Raw genomic sequence first — 13,955 nt, forward strand, 5'->3', positions numbered from 1 at the left:
TCCTTCGCGTCCTGGTCGCTTACGTTCGCCACCAATCCGGACGGACGCCAAATCCTGCCGCCGACCGGAGTCCGCACAACTCACCCGTGAACGGCAGGAGCGGGGGACCCACAGGTACAACCGCCTGTTCCGGTCTCCGGAACAGGCTTGGGGTAAAGCCGTGCCGAAAAGCACGGCCGGGCATCTCCAGCTCGCACCCGACAGCTCACCTCGCAGGCGCCGGAGAGGAATTCGTCATGCCCGCGAAGGGTAAGCACCGCCGCCCCAAGTCCCAGCGCCTGACCCGCACCATCGCCGTCGCCGGCACCGGGGGCGCCGCGCTCGCCCTCCCGCTCATGGGGGCCACCGGCGCCCACGCGGCCACCTCCGAATCGGCTTCCCAGGCGGTTTCGGAAAAGGCCGTCCAGTCGCTTCCGGATGTCGAGAAGACGTCGGTCCAGCAGAAGTCGACGGCACAGAAGTCGGCCAAGAAGAGCACAGCCAACACCCAAGGTGTGCGCACCTATTCGGTGCGGTCCGGCGACTGGCTCGCGAAGATCGCCGACGAGGAGAACGTCACCGGCGGCTGGCAGAAGCTCTACTCGGACAACCGTGCGGCCGTCGGCGACGACCCGTCGCTCATCCACCCCGGCCTGAAGCTCACGCTCGGCAAGAAGGCCGCGACCGGCACCACCGAGTCCGCGCCCTCTTCCTCGTCTTCCTCGAAGAATTCCGGCTCCTCGTCCTCGAAGGACTCCTCCTCGAAGAGTTCCTCCTCGGACAGCCAGGCCTCCTCGAACTCGACGAGCACGCAGTCCGCCGACTCCGCCACCAGCTCCAGCGGCTACACCCTTCCGGTCACCGGCGCCACGATCGGCACCGGCTACCGGGTGGCCGGCAGCATGTGGTCCAGCGGCTACCACACCGGCGTCGACTTCGTCGTCCCGACCGGCACCTCGCTCAAGGCCGTGGCCGCAGGCACGGTCGTCTCCGCGGGCTGGGGCGGCGCGTACGGCAACCAGGTCGTCATCAAGCTGAACGACGGCTACTACGCCCAGTACGCCCACCTCTCGCAGCTCTCCGTCTCGGCCGGCCAGACCGTGACCGAGGGCCAGCAGATAGGCCTCTCCGGCGCGACCGGCAACGTGACCGGACCGCACCTGCACTTCGAGATCCGTACGACCCCCGACTACGGCTCCGACGTCGACCCGGTCGCGTACCTCCGTACGAAGGGCGTCGCCGTCGGCTGACGCACCTCCCGCACCACCTGCCTGACACGCTGCCGAAGGCCGGATCCCGATCCCCGGGTCCGGCCTTCGGTGTGACGTGGTGCCGCCTTCGGCAGGGCGTTCCAGCCGTCAACAGCCGTGGCCGGAAAGCTATTCCTGGTTTGGTGAACACTTTAGGAGTGGCTTATCTCACCGCACGTCAACCCTTTCCTACGGTCGCGTAGGTCACATTCGAAGGTGAATCATGTTCGCTTGTGGCAGACGATTCGAAGAATGACAGCAGATCAGTGATCGGGTCGTACGTTGCGGTGGGGGACAGCTTCACCGAAGGCGTCGGCGACCCCGGCCCCGACGGGGCGATGGTCGGTTGGGCCGACCGGTTCGCGGTACTGCTCGCGGACCGGGAGCCCGAGGGCCACTTCACGTACAACAACCTCGCCGTACGCGGAAAGCTGCTCGACCAGATCGTGGCGGACCAGCTTCCGCAGGCTCTCCGACTCGCCCCGGACCTGATCTCCTTCAGCGCGGGCGGCAACGACATCATCCGGCCCGGCACCGACCCCGACGAGGTCGCCGAGCGTTTCGAGCTGGCGATCGCCCGGCTCACCGAGTCGGCCGGCACCGTCCTGGTGACGACCGGCTTCGACACCCGAGGCGTCCCCGTGCTCAAGCATCTGCGCGGCAAGATCGCCACCTACAACGGCCATGTGCGCGCGGTCGCCGACCGGTACGGCTGTCCCGTGCTCGACCTGTGGTCCCTGAAGACCGTCCAGGACCGCCGGGCCTGGGACGACGACCGGCTGCACCTCTCGCCCGAGGGGCACACGCGCGTGGCGCTGCGCGCGGGCCAGGTGCTCGGTCTCGAGGTGCCGGCCGACCCGGACCAGGCCTGGCCCCCGCTGCCGCCCCGCGGCACGCTGGAGGTCCGGCGGGACGACGTGCACTGGGCGCGCGAGTACCTGGTGCCGTGGATCGGGCGGCGGCTGCGCGGCGAGTCCTCGGGCGACCACGTGACGGCGAAGGGCGCGCTGTCCCCGGACGACATCAAGTCGCGGATCGCCCGGGTGGCCTGAAGGATGCCAGCGGTGCGGGCCGTGCCGACCTGAAACGGCGCGGCCCACACCGCTGGAGTATGGAGATGGCCGACCCCGAAGCATGGGGGTGACCGGGTGGCTTTCATCGCTCCGAAGCGGTCAACGCCTCCTGCGCGAGACCCAGTTCACGGGCCACCGCCTCGTCCACCCACTCCTGCGCCCGCGCCCGCGGCACCGCGCCGGGATACGACGTCAGCTGGACGGCGAGCCCGTCGAGCAGGGCCGTCAGGCGCAGGGCCGTGCCGTGCGGGTCGGGGCACCGGAACTCGCCGGCGGCGACGCCCTCCGCGATGACCTCGGCGAGCGCGGCCTTCCACTGCCGGTCCAGGTCCCGGGTGACCTCCCGCAGCGTGGGCTCGCGCAGGGCCGCCGCCCAGCCCTCGATCCACAGCCGCCAGCCCTTGGCCGGGCCGGTCGGCGCGTACCAGCGCACCGCCGAACGCAGTCGACGCAGCGCCGTCGTCCGGCGGCCGAGCAGCTTGCGCAGATGGGCGAGATCGTCCTCGGCGGCGTACGTGAACGCGGCGGCGACCAGCTTCTCCTTCGTGGAGAAGTGATAGAGCACCAGCGCGTTGCTCACGCCGAGCACCGCGGCCACGTCGGCGATCCTGACCGCCGCCACGCCCCGTACCTCGATCTGCTCGATGGCGGCCCGCAGCAACTCCTCGCGCCGCTCGGCCACGCTCAACCGCACTCTCGCCACCCGGTCACCCTATTCCGTTCGCACAGGACGTTGTCTCCGCGGTGTCGGACCCGGCCCCAACGGGCAACATCGCCGCACCGGTTCGGCATTCACCGCCTACGGGCGGCGAGTCGGTCAGCGGTACCAGCCGAACCGCTCGGCGATCACCGGCAGCCGGTCCGCGACGATGGCGTGGGCGGCGGCCCGCGGGGTCGTGCCGTCGTCCTCCGCGCGGGCCAGCGTCAGGTCGATCAGGGCGCGCATGGAGCGGCGCATGTGCGCGAACGCCTCGTCCGCGTCCGGACCGATGTCGCCGAACAGGGTCCACCACCACCAGGCGTTCGTCCCGGAGTTGACGACCACGTCGGGCAGCACGGTCACCCCGCGCGCGGCCAGCAACTGCTCCGCCGCCGGCAGGACGGGCATGTTGGCGGCCTCGACGATCCAACGGGCGGTGATCCGCCCCTGGTTCGCCGTGTCGATCGCGTACGAGACGGCCGCCGGCACCAGCACCTCCGCCTCGGCGGACAGCCAGGCGTCGCCGGGCAGTTCGCGGTCGGCCGGGCGCAACACGGAGCGGTCCACGGTGCCGTACGCGTCCCGCGCGGCCAGCAGTGCCTCGACGTCGAGGCCCGCCGGGTTGGCGATCGTGCCCTTGATGTCGGCGACGGCGACGACGGCGAGCCCCGCGCGGGCGAGGAAGCGCGCCGTGGCGCCGCCCATGGTGCCCAGGCCCTGCACGGCGACCCGCGCGCCCGCGTACGGCACGCCCGCCCGGTCCAGGGCCGCCAGCGCCGACTCGGCGACCCCGCAGCCGCCGGCCAGTTCGTCGAGCCCGATGCCGTCCACCTCGACGGCGAACGCGTCCGCGAGCCGCCGCCGGGCCGCCGTCTCGTCGTCCAGCAGCGGGTACACGGCCTGGATCGACGAGACGAGCCCCGCCTCGGTCGCCGCCCGGTCCACCAGGTCCTGCGTGAGACCGAGGTCCTCGCCGGTGGTCCAGAAGTTCTCGATGTACGGCTTCATGGCGCGCAGATAGCGCACCAGCAGGTCGTACGCCCCCGGGTCCTGGGGATCGCAGTCGATGCCGCCCTTGGCGCCGCCCAGGGGGATGTAGCGGCCCTCGGGGTCGTAGTGCAGGGCTTCCTTCATGGTCATCCCGCGGGCGAGCCCGGTGACCTCGTCGAGCGTGCAGCCCGCGCGCATGCGCAGCCCGCCGCTGCAGACGCCCCGAACCAGCCGGTCGACGACCAGGAAGCCCTGGCGGCCGGTGAGGTGGTCGGTCCAGGTGAGCGTCATCAGGGGGGCGGTCATGCGGTCTCCTCGGTGCTCACGGACGAGCGTCTACTGAATCGCCGGTCAGTATCTGGAGCCGGAGCGGTGCATGTCAACGCACGGGGCCGATCGTCGGTGGCGCGTCGGCCTGCGTAAATGTCCGCATACGAGACGTCATGACGTGGTTACGCTCCGCCGTACCTTTGGGTTTTCTTTGGAAACTTCGGGATGCGAAGCCGTCGGTCCGGTGTTGTCGGAGAGGCCGACCATAATGGAATGTCTCACCGTCTCCACCAGGAGGTACCGTGTCCGGTTTCCGTTCCCTGAGCTCCGGGCTCCGCGCGCTGCAGCCCGCGGCCTTCGGCGCGGACCCGAGTGGTGAGCGCCTCGCGCGCATCCGCAGATCGCCCCACTTCAAGGACGGGGTCTTCCAGAACCCCGGCGGCACCGCCCGGACCCGCCCCTCGGGCTCGATGGTCGACTTCGCGAAGGTCTTCTTCGACAAGGAGCAGCGCCCCCGCCGCGCCCCCACGGGCACGATCCCGGTGCACGCGACCACGCTCGCCGACATCGCCAAGCCGCCCGCCACCCGTCTGCGGCTGACCTGGATGGGGCACTCCAGCGTGCTCGCGGAGATCGACGGACACCGGGTGCTCTTCGACCCGGTGTGGGGCGAGCGCTGCTCCCCGTTCTCCTTCGCCGGACCCAAGCGGCTGCACCCCGCGCCGCTGCCGCTGGCCGCGCTCGGCCCGGTCGACGTCGTCGTCATCTCGCACGACCACTACGACCATCTCGACCTGCCCAGCATCAAGGCGCTGGCCGGCACGGACACCGTGTTCGCCGTCCCGCTCGGTGTCGGCTCCCATCTCGAGCACTGGGGCGTCTCCGCCGACCGGCTGCGCGAGCTGGACTGGCACGAGTCGACGAAGATCGGCGGCCTCACCCTGACCGCCACACCGGCCCGGCACTTCTGCGGCCGGGGCCTGCGCAACACCCAGCACACCCTCTGGGCCTCCTGGTCCGTCGCCGGGGACGAGCACCGGATCTACCACAGCGGCGACACCGGCTACTTCGACGGCTTCAAGGAGATCGGCGCCCAGCACGGCCCGTTCGACGCCACGATGATCCAGATCGGGGCGTACTCCGACTTCTGGCCGGACATCCACATGACGCCCGAGGAGGGCATGCGCGCCCACCTCGACCTCCAGGGCGGCCGTCCGCACGGCGCGATGATGCCGATCCACTGGGGCACGTTCAACCTGGCCACGCACGCGTGGGCCGAGCCCGGCGAGTGGACGCTGGCGGCCGGTGAGGCGGTCGGGCAGCCGGTCGCCGTGCCCGTCCCGGGGCAGCCGTTCGAGCCCGGGGGAGAGCTTCCCGGGCGGCCGTGGTGGCGCGATGTGTCGCTGCCGCTCACGCGGGAGTGGCCGGTGCCGGAGCTCGCCCCGAAGGTCGCCCACGGAGCCGAGGCCGAAGCGCTCGATCTCGTCGAGGAGAGCTGATCCGAGCCGAGGGGCGTACGGAGAACAGGGGTACGCGGAACGGGCGTTGAGGGAACGGCCTTCAGGAGAACGGCCGTTGGGAGGTCGGGCGGGGCGGAGGTGTCTCGGCGCCGCCGGCTCTTCGGCGAAAAATCGGGGTCGGCAGCAGGGCGCATGACACCGCGTTTGTGTGATATTCGACCTCCATGCCGAAGAAGTCTCCCGAGGCCGCGGACAGCTCGTCCGCGTCGGTACGACTGCGCCGGGTGTTCCGTGACTCACCGGTCGAGCGCGGCTGGCAGCGCGGCCAAGAGATCGAACTGGCCTCCAGGGCGATGGGTTTCGCGGCGCTCGGATTCCTCACGCTGGTGCCCCTGCTGGTCGTCGTCTCCGCGGCCGATCCGGAACACGGGCGGGGCTTCGCCCAGTGGCTGGGGGACGGGCTCGGGGTGTCGGGGAAGGCCCGGGAGCAGGTCGGTGAGCTGTTCGCGCGGCCCGGCCAGGTGCTGCAGACCACGACCGCCTTCGGCCTCGCCGCCCTCGCCGTCTTCGGCCTGAGCTTCGGGGCGGCGGTGCAGACCGGGTACGAGAAGATCTGGGAACTGCCCTCGGCCCGCTGGTACGCCAGATGGCGCCAGGTGCTGTGGCTCGCCGTGCTCGTCGGGACCCTCTACCTCTCCGCGACCACCACGCTGTGGCGCCACTCTGCGGCCGGCACGCTGGCCGCGACGCTGAGCGCCGTCCTGTTCTTCGGCTGGTCGCAACGGATGCTGCTGGGCGGGCGGATCGCCTGGAGCGCGGTGCTTCCCGGAGCGGCGCTGACGGCGGTCGGGCTGCTCGGTCTTCGGGTCTTCTCCCGGCTCGTCTTCTCCCCGCTCATCGCGTCCAGTGCCGTCACCTACGGCCCCTTCGGAACCGCCCTGGTCGTCCAGTCCTGGCTGGTCGGAGTGGGTGTCGTCGTCTACGGCGGTGCGCTGGCCGGGCGTCTGGTGCACGAGGAACTCCCGCGCGTCGCACAGGCCCTCAGACCCGGGGTGTGGCGACGGCGCCCCTGACACGCGCATCAGATTCCCCGGCCAGGGCACTCGACGGCGGTGGGCGCGACCGTGCGGCCACGGAATGGGGAGGGCAATCGTGACGTCGTCGCACACGCAAGGGCGCGGCCGGGCCGCGAAGTCCGCGGCCCGTTCGACCAAGAACGAGACGCTGACCGCGGCGGGCCGGGCAGGCTTCTCCGCGCGCGGAGTCGTCTACGTACTGATCGGGGCGCTGTCCATCCGGATCGCCGTCGGCAGTGGCGGTGGCCAGGCGGACCGGCAGGGCGCGCTGCACGAGATAGCGACCAAGCCCTTCGGTGAAGTGATGCTCTGGGCGCTGGTCGTCGGCTTCGGCGCCATGGCGCTGTGGCGCGCCTCCCGCGCGGTGCTCAGCAGGGGGCCCGACCACAAGGCCGCTTCGCGTGCGCTGGACGCCGGCCGGGCGGTCTTCTACGCCTTCGTCTGCTGGGGAACGGCCGTGTACGCCTCCGGTGGCGGGCAGGGCTCCAGCAGCAACGAGCAGTCCAAGGACTGGACCTCGTCCGCGCTCAAGCTGCCGTTCGGCCAGGTGCTGGTGGGTGCCGCGGGCTGTGTACTGATCGGGGTCGGTGTGGTGCTGGCCGCCAGGGCGGCCATGCGGAAGTTCCTGCGCCGCCTGGACACCGGCAGCATGAGCCCGCGTACGAAGCAGGTCGTCACCGCGCTGGGTGTGGGCGGCGGCGTGGCACGTGGCACGGTGTTCGCCGCGGCCGGGATCTTCATCCTGGTGGCGGCCATCCAGTTCGACCCGGACGAGGCCAAGGGCGTGGACGCCACGCTCCGCAGCTTCGCCCAGACACCCGCGGGGCCGTGGCTCCTGGTCGCCGTCGCGATCGGCCTGATCCTGTTCGGAGTCTTCTCGTTCGCCTCGGCCCGGTACCGCCGCCTGTGAATCCGCGGCCACAGCGGGCCGGCGAGGTTTCAACTCCCTTGACCGGGCCAGTCGGTGTACATGTCCAGACGCTACGGCGGAAGCCCCGCGGGGACGGTCATCGCCGTCATCGCGGATATCGCGGCACTGATTCTGATCCTGTGGATCGCCTTCTACCTGTTCGACGCCAACAAGGCCAACGACGTGGTCTCTTGGATCCACGACGCGGCGGACTGGCTGTCGGGCTGGTCGCACGACCTCTTCTCCATCGACTCGGACAACTGGCGCACGGTGGTCAACTACGGACTGCCCGCCCTCGTCTACCTGTTCATCGGTCACGCGGTGGCCGGGCGGGTCCGCCGCGCCTAGTCGACGAACACGCTCAGTAATGTTCGGGGGATGGCCGGCGGTGGTGCCGGAGAGCCCGAAACGGCTCCCCGGAGTCCATGAGTGAACAGAAAGCGGTACCCGGCGAGAGGGGGACGGCGGTCGCCCCGGATTCTCGCCGGGTACCGCATGACCGCTTCTGAACAGCTCTGATCGATCCTTCGCCGCCTTTGTGCACGCACCCTCCTGGTTTATCGGTCTACCGTGCGACGCCTCATACCAGAGCGGGACCCTCGCCGTGGGACTTTGTCAACTGCCCACCGCACATGAAGCGTCCCCGACTACTGTCGGTGTCCGTTGCGCGACGGCGCATGCCCGAGCCGCGCAGCCCGCGCCCCTGGCACCCGACGGATCAGTACGAGGACACCGATGTCTCACCTCCGCGCACCGGCCGCACGCGCAGACCGCCGCGAGGGCGGACGGCACGGGCGGCCGGTCTCCCACACCGCTCCCGCACCGGCCGAGACGCACATACGGCCGCAGCTGCTGCGGCTCGCCGTGCTCCCACCCCTCGCGGTCGCCCTCAGCGCGTGCGCGGCCGTCCTGTTCACCGTCCGCTCCACCGGCGCCCAGACCGGAATCACACTGTGGGGCGTCCTCGCCGGAGCCACCGCGGTCGCCCTTGCCGGCATCCTGATCGCCGCCGTGGCCGCCGACCGCGCCGCCAGGGCCGTGAACGACCGCATCGGCGCCCTGCGCCGCAGCAGCGCCCGCGGCGAGGCCGAACTGCGCGCCCTGGTCGAGGCGTTGCGCCGGGGCGAGACCCTGCCCCAGCGCAGGCCGCGCAGCGGTCCCGCCGACGACGCCGACGACTTCGAACTGCTCGCCGCCGACCTGTCCCGCGCGCACGAGGGCGCCGTCAGCGCCGTCGTCCAGGCCGCCCAGCTCTCCAGCCAGGCGGGCAGCGAACAGAAGCTGGAGGTCTTCGTCAACCTCGCCCGGCGCCTGCAGTCGCTGGTGCACCGGGAGATCTCGATCCTGGACGAGCTGGAGAACGAGATCGAGGACCCAGACCTGCTCAAGGGCCTCTTCCACGTCGACCACCTCGCCACCCGGATCCGCCGTCACGCCGAGAACCTCGCCGTGCTCGGCGGCGCCAACTCCCGCCGCCAGTGGAGCCACCCCGTCTCCATGACCGAGGTGCTGCGCTCCGCCATCGCCGAGGTCGAGCAGTACTCCCGGGTCAAGCTCGTGCCACCCATCGACGGCACCCTGCGCGGCCACGCCGTCGCCGACGTCATCCACCTGCTGGCCGAACTCGTCGAGAACGCCACCGTGTTCTCCGCCCCGCACACCCAGGTCCTGCTGCGCGCCAACCTGGTGACCTCCGGACTCGCCGTCGAGGTCGAGGACCGCGGGCTCGGCATGCCCGTCGGCGAGCAGAAGAAGATGAACGCCCTGCTCGCCGACCCCGACCAGGTCAACGTCGCGAGCCTGCTGTCGGACGGCCGGATCGGTCTGTTCGTGGTCTCGCAGCTCGCCAAGCGCCACGGCATCCACGTCCGGTTGCAGACCAACATCTACGGCGGAGTGCAGGCCGTACTCGTCGTGCCGCAAGGCCTGTTGGGCGGCGCGCCCGGTGCGCCCGGAGTCTCCGCACCACTGCCCCAGGGCGCGCCCGGACCGGCCCTGCCGCAGCAACCGCCTCAGCAACACGCCCACCCGCAGGCGCCGTCCGGCCCCACGGCGGGCGGTCCCGCGACCGCCGGACGGCACGCCGAACCCCTGCCCCCCGCACCGCGCCGGCCCCGGCACCGGGAGGGCGCACGGCCGACGGCTCCGCCGGCGAACGGCAGCGTGCCCGGCGCGCACCTGTCCGGCACCGGCCTCTCCCACGGCGGCGCCCTCGACGGCCGTACCGCCAACGGGCACTCGGCCGACGGCGGCGGACCGCCCCCGCTCCCCGTGCGCGGCGCCCATGAGGAGCGGCCCACCCCGGCGGAGGCCGTGCCCGGCATCGCGCCCGACGACCGACGGCTCGTCGCGGACCGGGTGGCCGCCCCGCCCACGCCCCGCACCGGACCCGTCCGCGGCACCATGGGCAAGCCCCAACTGCCCAGGCGCCGGGCGCAGGAACACATCGTGCCCCAGCTGCGCGACGGCCCCGCGCCACGCCTGGACTCCGAGCACGTGGCCGGCCACGACCCGGGGCTGATGGCCGCCTTCCAGCGCGGCATCGGCCTGGCGGAGGCCCAACAGACCCTGGAGGCCGAGCAGTCGGAGGTCGAGCACATGGGGCCGGAGCGCAGGGCGTCCGAGGACTTCATGGAGCCGGCCTTCAGCGAGGCATCGCACACGTCCGGTCCGCTCTCCATGGACGTACCGCCCATGGACGTGTCATCGATGGCGCTGCCGCCCATGGACCTGGCACCCGTGGACCTCGCGCCCCTGGACGTGAGTCCCATGGACCCGGCCCACATAGCCCAGGCGCGCCCCGCGTCCGCGCGGGGTGCCGAGCACCCGACCATCCGGCACGACGGGAGCGCGCCGGCCGGATGACCACCCCCCGATCCACCCCCACACCCAGCGCTCCCGCAGACCTTCGTACCCCAAGGAGTCGATCCACCATGGCGAGCGATGCGCCCACCGGCCATGCATCCGATCTCGACTGGCTGATGAGCGGTCTCGTGCAGCGCGTACCGCACACGACCAGTGCGGTACTCCTGTCCTGCGACGGGCTCGTGAAGTCGGTTCACGGCCTCGACGCGGACAGCGCCGACCACATGGCCGCACTGGCCTCGGGGCTGTACTCCCTCGGCCGCAGCGCCGGAGTCCGGTTCGGCGACGGCGGGGACGTCCGCCAGGTCGTGGTCGAACTCGACTCGACCCTGCTGTTCGTGACCACGGCCGGATCCGGCACCTGTCTCGCCGTCCTCGCGGGACGCGAGGCCGACGCGGCGGTGCTCGGCTACGAGATGGCGATGCTCGTCAAGAGCGTGCGCCCCTACCTGATGACCGCGCCGAGGCAGCACGCGGTCGAACCCCCGGCGATGAGGCCTTGAGCGTGGCGGCGGCCGGCGACGGGCCCTGGCTCGACGACGCGGCCGGTCGGCTGGTGCGCCCCTTCACCGTCAGCAACGGCCGCACCCGGCCCACCATCGCCCTCGACCTGCTGTCGCAGGTGATGGCCACCGGAGCCACCCCCCTCGGCTATCTCGGCCCCGAGCACGCGCAGGCGCTCGACCTGTGCCGCGCGCCCGTCCCGGTGGCCGAGGTGGCCGCCCATCTGAAGCTGCCGGCGGTGGTCACCAAGGTGCTGCTGTCGGACCTCGTCGACTGCGGGGCGCTGACCACCAAGCCCCCCGTGTTCCACGAATTTCCCACTGACCGGGCCCTACTGGAGGCAGTGCTCGATGGACTACGACGACAGCTCTGACCCGTTCCCCACCGCACTGAAGATCCTCGTCGCGGGCGGGTTCGGGGTGGGCAAGACGACCTTCGTCGGCGCGGTGAGCGAGATCGCGCCGCTCAGCACGGAGGAGTTGCTCACCACCGTCAGCGCCGCGACCGACAGCCTCGACGGGATCGAGAACAAGATCGAGACCACCGTGGCCATGGACTTCGGCCGCATCACCCTCGACCCCGAACACGTCCTGTATCTGTTCGGCACCCCCGGACAGGAGCGGTTCTGGTTCATGTGGGACGAACTCTCCGAGGGTGCGCTCGGCGCGGTCATCCTCGCCGACACCCGCCGCCTGGAGGAGTGCTTCGCGGCGGTCGACTTCTTCGAACAGCGCGGCCTCGGCTTCATCGTCGCGATCAACGAGTTCGACGGCGCCTACCGCTACGACCCCGAGGAGGTCCGGGCCGCCATCGACCTCTCGCCGGAGGTCCCGATCGTGCGCTGCGACGCGCGGATCTCCAGTTCCGGCGTCCAGACCCTGCTGACCCTCGTACGCCATCTCATCGCCCACGCGCCTACGCACGCGCCGATCCACGGTGTCCACAGGTGATACCGCCACGCCCGCCACGGAGCCCCTACATGAACCACGTCCACCGCGACGGAGCCCGCCCATGAGGTACGACCCGGCGCGCCCGGCCGGTCGTCTGCTGCTCACCCCCGAGGACAAGGAGGCGCCCGCCCGGACCGAGCGACTGCGCCGGCTCGGTCTCGGGGAGCAGCCGGATCCGGCCCTGGACGCCTACGCGGACCGGCTCGCCGAGCACGTCGCGGCGCCGTACGCCATGGTCAACTTCATCGACGAGCGGCGGCAGTTCTTCGCGGGCCTGCACGTCCCGGCCGTCCGCCCGCCCGTGCCCGAGGGCGACGAGGAGAAGCCGGAGCTCGGCCGCCACCTGGAGCGCGACCACGGCTTCTGCCCCCATGTGGTGGTCCGGCGCAAGGCACTGGTCCTGGAGGACGTGTGCGACTACCCGCGGTTCGCCGGCAACCCGGTCGTCGACGAGTTCGGCATCCGCTCCTATCTGGGCGCGCCGCTCATCGACAGCACGGGGATGGTGCTCGGCACCGTGTGCGTGGTCGACGTCGAGCCGCGGCCCTGGGGGAAGCCGGGCCTGGAGACCATAAAGGCGACGGCGGCGGATCTGGTGGCCCGGCTGGAGCGCCGCGAGGAGGACGGGCTGCCCACGCTGTGAGCGTCGGCGGCCGACCGCTAGCCGACCGGTCTAGTACCTACGTACACTCGACACCGTGGGACGCACCAGTGATGCGAGGGAGAAGATCCTCGGGGCCGCGCGCACGCTCATCGAGGGCCGTGGTTACTCGGCGCTCGGCGTGGCCGAGATCTGCAAGGCGGCCGGGGTGCCGAAGGGGAGCTTCTACTACTTCTTCGAGTCCAAGGAGGCCCTCGCCCTCGCCGTCGTGGACGAGCACTGGGCGGGCCAGCGCCGGGACTGGACCCGGATCCTGGGCGGCGACGGCGAACCGCTGGGGCGGCTGCGGCAGTTGTTCGAGGAGACCGAGGCCGGGCAGCGCGCCGTGCAGCAGGGCTGCGGCACCGTCTCGGGCTGTCTGTTCGGGAACCTGACCCTCGAGCTGAGCAACCGGACCGAGCCCGTCCGCGAGCGCCTCCAGGAGATCTTCGACGTCCAGGTCGACATGGTCGAGGCCGTCGTCGCCGAGGCCCGCGACCGCGGCGAGGTGGCCGTCACCGACCCGCACCAGGCGGCCCGGGCCGTGGTGGCCCAGCTGGAGGGCCAGGTCATGTTCGCCAAGCTGTACAACAGCACGGAGCGACTGAGCCCCCTGTGGCAGAACTGCCTGGCCCTGCTGGGCGCCCACTGACGCCTGCTGCATCCCGCTGACGCTCTCTACATGCCGCGCCAGATGTTGTCGTAGGCCGCGTCCGTGATCTGCTTCCGCTGCCGCACCGCCTCCAGCTCCATCACGGCGTCGCCGACGGCCGCGAGCACCGCGGTGACCGCGTCCTCGGTGATGTCCTCGGAGTCCTCGGCCGGCTCGTCGCCGAAGCCGGCGGCGGAGGCCAGGGTGACAAGGACGGGCTCGCCCGCGGTCCAGCGCTCCTCGGCGCGGCGCCGGTCGGGCGAGTCGACCAGTTCGGTGGGCACGGCGCGCAGCGGATTGCGCAGCCCGCGCGGCTTCGCGGTCAGCCCCTCCTTCTCCAGCTCGGTCACATAGGCCGCGGACAGCCCGCGTCCCCGGCGCCACAGCCAGTCCTCGACCGACTCGTACGGTTCCTGCCGTACGAGCTGCCCGGCGGCCTCGTCGAGCAGGCGGTCGCCCGTCCTCGTCCCGGTGTCGGGCACGAGACGGTCGCCGTCGACCGAGACGGCCCCGGCGTCAAGGAGGTCGAGCACCTCGGCCCCGGCGAGCGCGAGCGACAGGTCCCCCCGCTCCAGCGGATGGTCGGGTGCCGTGTCGATGGCGACGATGACGAGGTCCCGGGCGGTGTTCATGAGT

Annotated in this window: 15 protein-coding genes and 1 riboswitch; of the genes, 12 read left to right on the forward strand and 3 right to left on the reverse strand. The window is 71.6% G+C overall.

Going from position 1 to position 13,955, the window contains the following annotated elements; all coding sequences use genetic code 11:
- Nucleotides 1-62 precede the first annotated feature (62 nt).
- A riboswitch (cyclic di-AMP (ydaO/yuaA leader) is annotated at nucleotides 63-234 on the forward strand.
- A 2-nt stretch (nucleotides 235-236) separates the two neighbouring features.
- A complete protein-coding gene (locus ACWD5F_RS24150) occupies nucleotides 237-1,229 on the forward strand; it encodes a M23 family metallopeptidase (RefSeq protein ID WP_451257182.1) in 993 nt (330 codons plus the stop codon).
- A gap of 266 nt (nucleotides 1,230-1,495) precedes the next feature.
- On the forward strand, nucleotides 1,496-2,281 hold the full coding sequence (locus ACWD5F_RS24155; protein WP_451257184.1) for an SGNH/GDSL hydrolase family protein: 786 nt from the start codon (nucleotides 1,496-1,498) through the stop codon (nucleotides 2,279-2,281).
- Nucleotides 2,282-2,384: 103 nt separating this feature from the next.
- On the opposite strand, the gene ACWD5F_RS24160 is transcribed toward ACWD5F_RS24155, so the two are convergent.
- Together ACWD5F_RS24160 and ACWD5F_RS24165 are read right to left on the reverse strand one after the other, a co-directional pair.
- Complete coding sequence (locus ACWD5F_RS24160; protein ID WP_451257186.1) at nucleotides 2,385-3,005, reverse strand: TetR/AcrR family transcriptional regulator; 621 nt, start codon at nucleotides 3,003-3,005, stop codon at nucleotides 2,385-2,387.
- A gap of 114 nt (nucleotides 3,006-3,119) precedes the next feature.
- Entirely contained in the window at nucleotides 3,120-4,298 is a 1,179-nt protein-coding gene (locus ACWD5F_RS24165; protein ID WP_451257188.1) for a Glu/Leu/Phe/Val dehydrogenase dimerization domain-containing protein, read from the reverse strand.
- A gap of 266 nt (nucleotides 4,299-4,564) precedes the next feature.
- On the opposite strand from ACWD5F_RS24165, the gene ACWD5F_RS24170 reads away from it, so the two are divergent.
- The 10 genes from ACWD5F_RS24170 (at nucleotide 4,565) to ACWD5F_RS24215 (ending at nucleotide 13,319) form a co-directional block, all read left to right on the forward strand.
- A complete protein-coding gene (locus ACWD5F_RS24170) occupies nucleotides 4,565-5,761 on the forward strand; it encodes an MBL fold metallo-hydrolase (RefSeq protein WP_451257190.1) in 1,197 nt (398 codons plus the stop codon).
- Nucleotides 5,762-5,946: 185 nt separating this feature from the next.
- Complete coding sequence (locus ACWD5F_RS24175) at nucleotides 5,947-6,795, forward strand: YhjD/YihY/BrkB family envelope integrity protein (protein WP_451257192.1); 849 nt, start codon at nucleotides 5,947-5,949, stop codon at nucleotides 6,793-6,795.
- A 79-nt stretch (nucleotides 6,796-6,874) separates the two neighbouring features.
- A complete protein-coding gene (locus ACWD5F_RS24180; protein WP_451257194.1) occupies nucleotides 6,875-7,708 on the forward strand; it encodes a DUF1206 domain-containing protein in 834 nt (277 codons plus the stop codon).
- Nucleotides 7,709-7,768: 60 nt separating this feature from the next.
- Entirely contained in the window at nucleotides 7,769-8,056 is a 288-nt protein-coding gene (locus ACWD5F_RS24185) for a hypothetical protein (protein ID WP_401712154.1), read from the forward strand.
- 387 nt (nucleotides 8,057-8,443) lie between these two features.
- Complete coding sequence (locus tag ACWD5F_RS24190; RefSeq protein ID WP_451257196.1) at nucleotides 8,444-10,573, forward strand: ATP-binding protein; 2,130 nt, start codon at nucleotides 8,444-8,446, stop codon at nucleotides 10,571-10,573.
- A 68-nt stretch (nucleotides 10,574-10,641) separates the two neighbouring features.
- Nucleotides 10,642-11,076 carry a roadblock/LC7 domain-containing protein gene (locus ACWD5F_RS24195; protein ID WP_401712148.1) on the forward strand — a complete coding sequence of 145 codons (435 nt, stop codon included), beginning with the start codon at nucleotides 10,642-10,644 and terminating at the stop codon, nucleotides 11,074-11,076.
- Nucleotides 11,077-11,078: 2 nt separating this feature from the next.
- Nucleotides 11,079-11,450 (forward strand): DUF742 domain-containing protein, encoded by a 372-nt coding sequence (locus tag ACWD5F_RS24200; RefSeq protein ID WP_124002318.1) that lies wholly within the window; start codon nucleotides 11,079-11,081, stop codon nucleotides 11,448-11,450.
- Nucleotides 11,428-12,027, forward strand: coding sequence for a GTP-binding protein (locus tag ACWD5F_RS24205; protein WP_401712145.1), 600 nt, complete (start codon nucleotides 11,428-11,430; stop codon nucleotides 12,025-12,027). The genes ACWD5F_RS24200 and ACWD5F_RS24205 overlap by 23 nt, the downstream gene beginning before the upstream one ends.
- Nucleotides 12,028-12,088: 61 nt before the next feature.
- Nucleotides 12,089-12,670: a GAF domain-containing protein gene (locus tag ACWD5F_RS24210; RefSeq protein ID WP_451257199.1), complete on the forward strand. Its 582-nt coding sequence runs from the start codon at nucleotides 12,089-12,091 to the stop codon at nucleotides 12,668-12,670.
- Between the two features lie 55 nt (nucleotides 12,671-12,725).
- A complete protein-coding gene (locus ACWD5F_RS24215; RefSeq protein ID WP_451257201.1) occupies nucleotides 12,726-13,319 on the forward strand; it encodes a TetR/AcrR family transcriptional regulator in 594 nt (197 codons plus the stop codon).
- 26 nt (nucleotides 13,320-13,345) lie between these two features.
- Here the strand turns inward: ACWD5F_RS24215 and ACWD5F_RS24220 are convergent, their stop codons facing one another.
- Nucleotides 13,346-13,951 (reverse strand): GOLPH3/VPS74 family protein, encoded by a 606-nt coding sequence (locus tag ACWD5F_RS24220; RefSeq protein ID WP_451257203.1) that lies wholly within the window; start codon nucleotides 13,949-13,951, stop codon nucleotides 13,346-13,348.
- Between the last annotated feature and the right edge of the window lie 4 nt (nucleotides 13,952-13,955).

It is taken from the genome of Streptomyces sp. NPDC002499 (genome assembly GCF_053595415.1).

What these genes read in the sequence shown, in the direction of transcription:
- ACWD5F_RS24150 (WP_451257182.1), top strand. Translation starts at nt 237, where the DNA reads ATGCCCGCGAAGGGTAAGCACCGCCGCCCCAAGTCCCAGCGCCTGACC.
- ACWD5F_RS24165 (WP_451257188.1), bottom strand. Translation starts at nt 4,298, where the DNA reads ATGACCGCCCCCCTGATGACGCTCACCTGGACCGACCACCTCACCGGC.
- ACWD5F_RS24175 (WP_451257192.1), top strand. Translation starts at nt 5,947, where the DNA reads ATGCCGAAGAAGTCTCCCGAGGCCGCGGACAGCTCGTCCGCGTCGGTA.
- ACWD5F_RS24185 (WP_401712154.1), top strand. Translation starts at nt 7,769, where the DNA reads ATGTCCAGACGCTACGGCGGAAGCCCCGCGGGGACGGTCATCGCCGTC.
- ACWD5F_RS24190 (WP_451257196.1), top strand. Translation starts at nt 8,444, where the DNA reads ATGTCTCACCTCCGCGCACCGGCCGCACGCGCAGACCGCCGCGAGGGC.
- ACWD5F_RS24195 (WP_401712148.1), top strand. Translation starts at nt 10,642, where the DNA reads ATGGCGAGCGATGCGCCCACCGGCCATGCATCCGATCTCGACTGGCTG.
- ACWD5F_RS24205 (WP_401712145.1), top strand. Translation starts at nt 11,428, where the DNA reads ATGGACTACGACGACAGCTCTGACCCGTTCCCCACCGCACTGAAGATC.
- ACWD5F_RS24210 (WP_451257199.1), top strand. Translation starts at nt 12,089, where the DNA reads ATGAGGTACGACCCGGCGCGCCCGGCCGGTCGTCTGCTGCTCACCCCC.
- ACWD5F_RS24220 (WP_451257203.1), bottom strand. Translation starts at nt 13,951, where the DNA reads ATGAACACCGCCCGGGACCTCGTCATCGTCGCCATCGACACGGCACCC.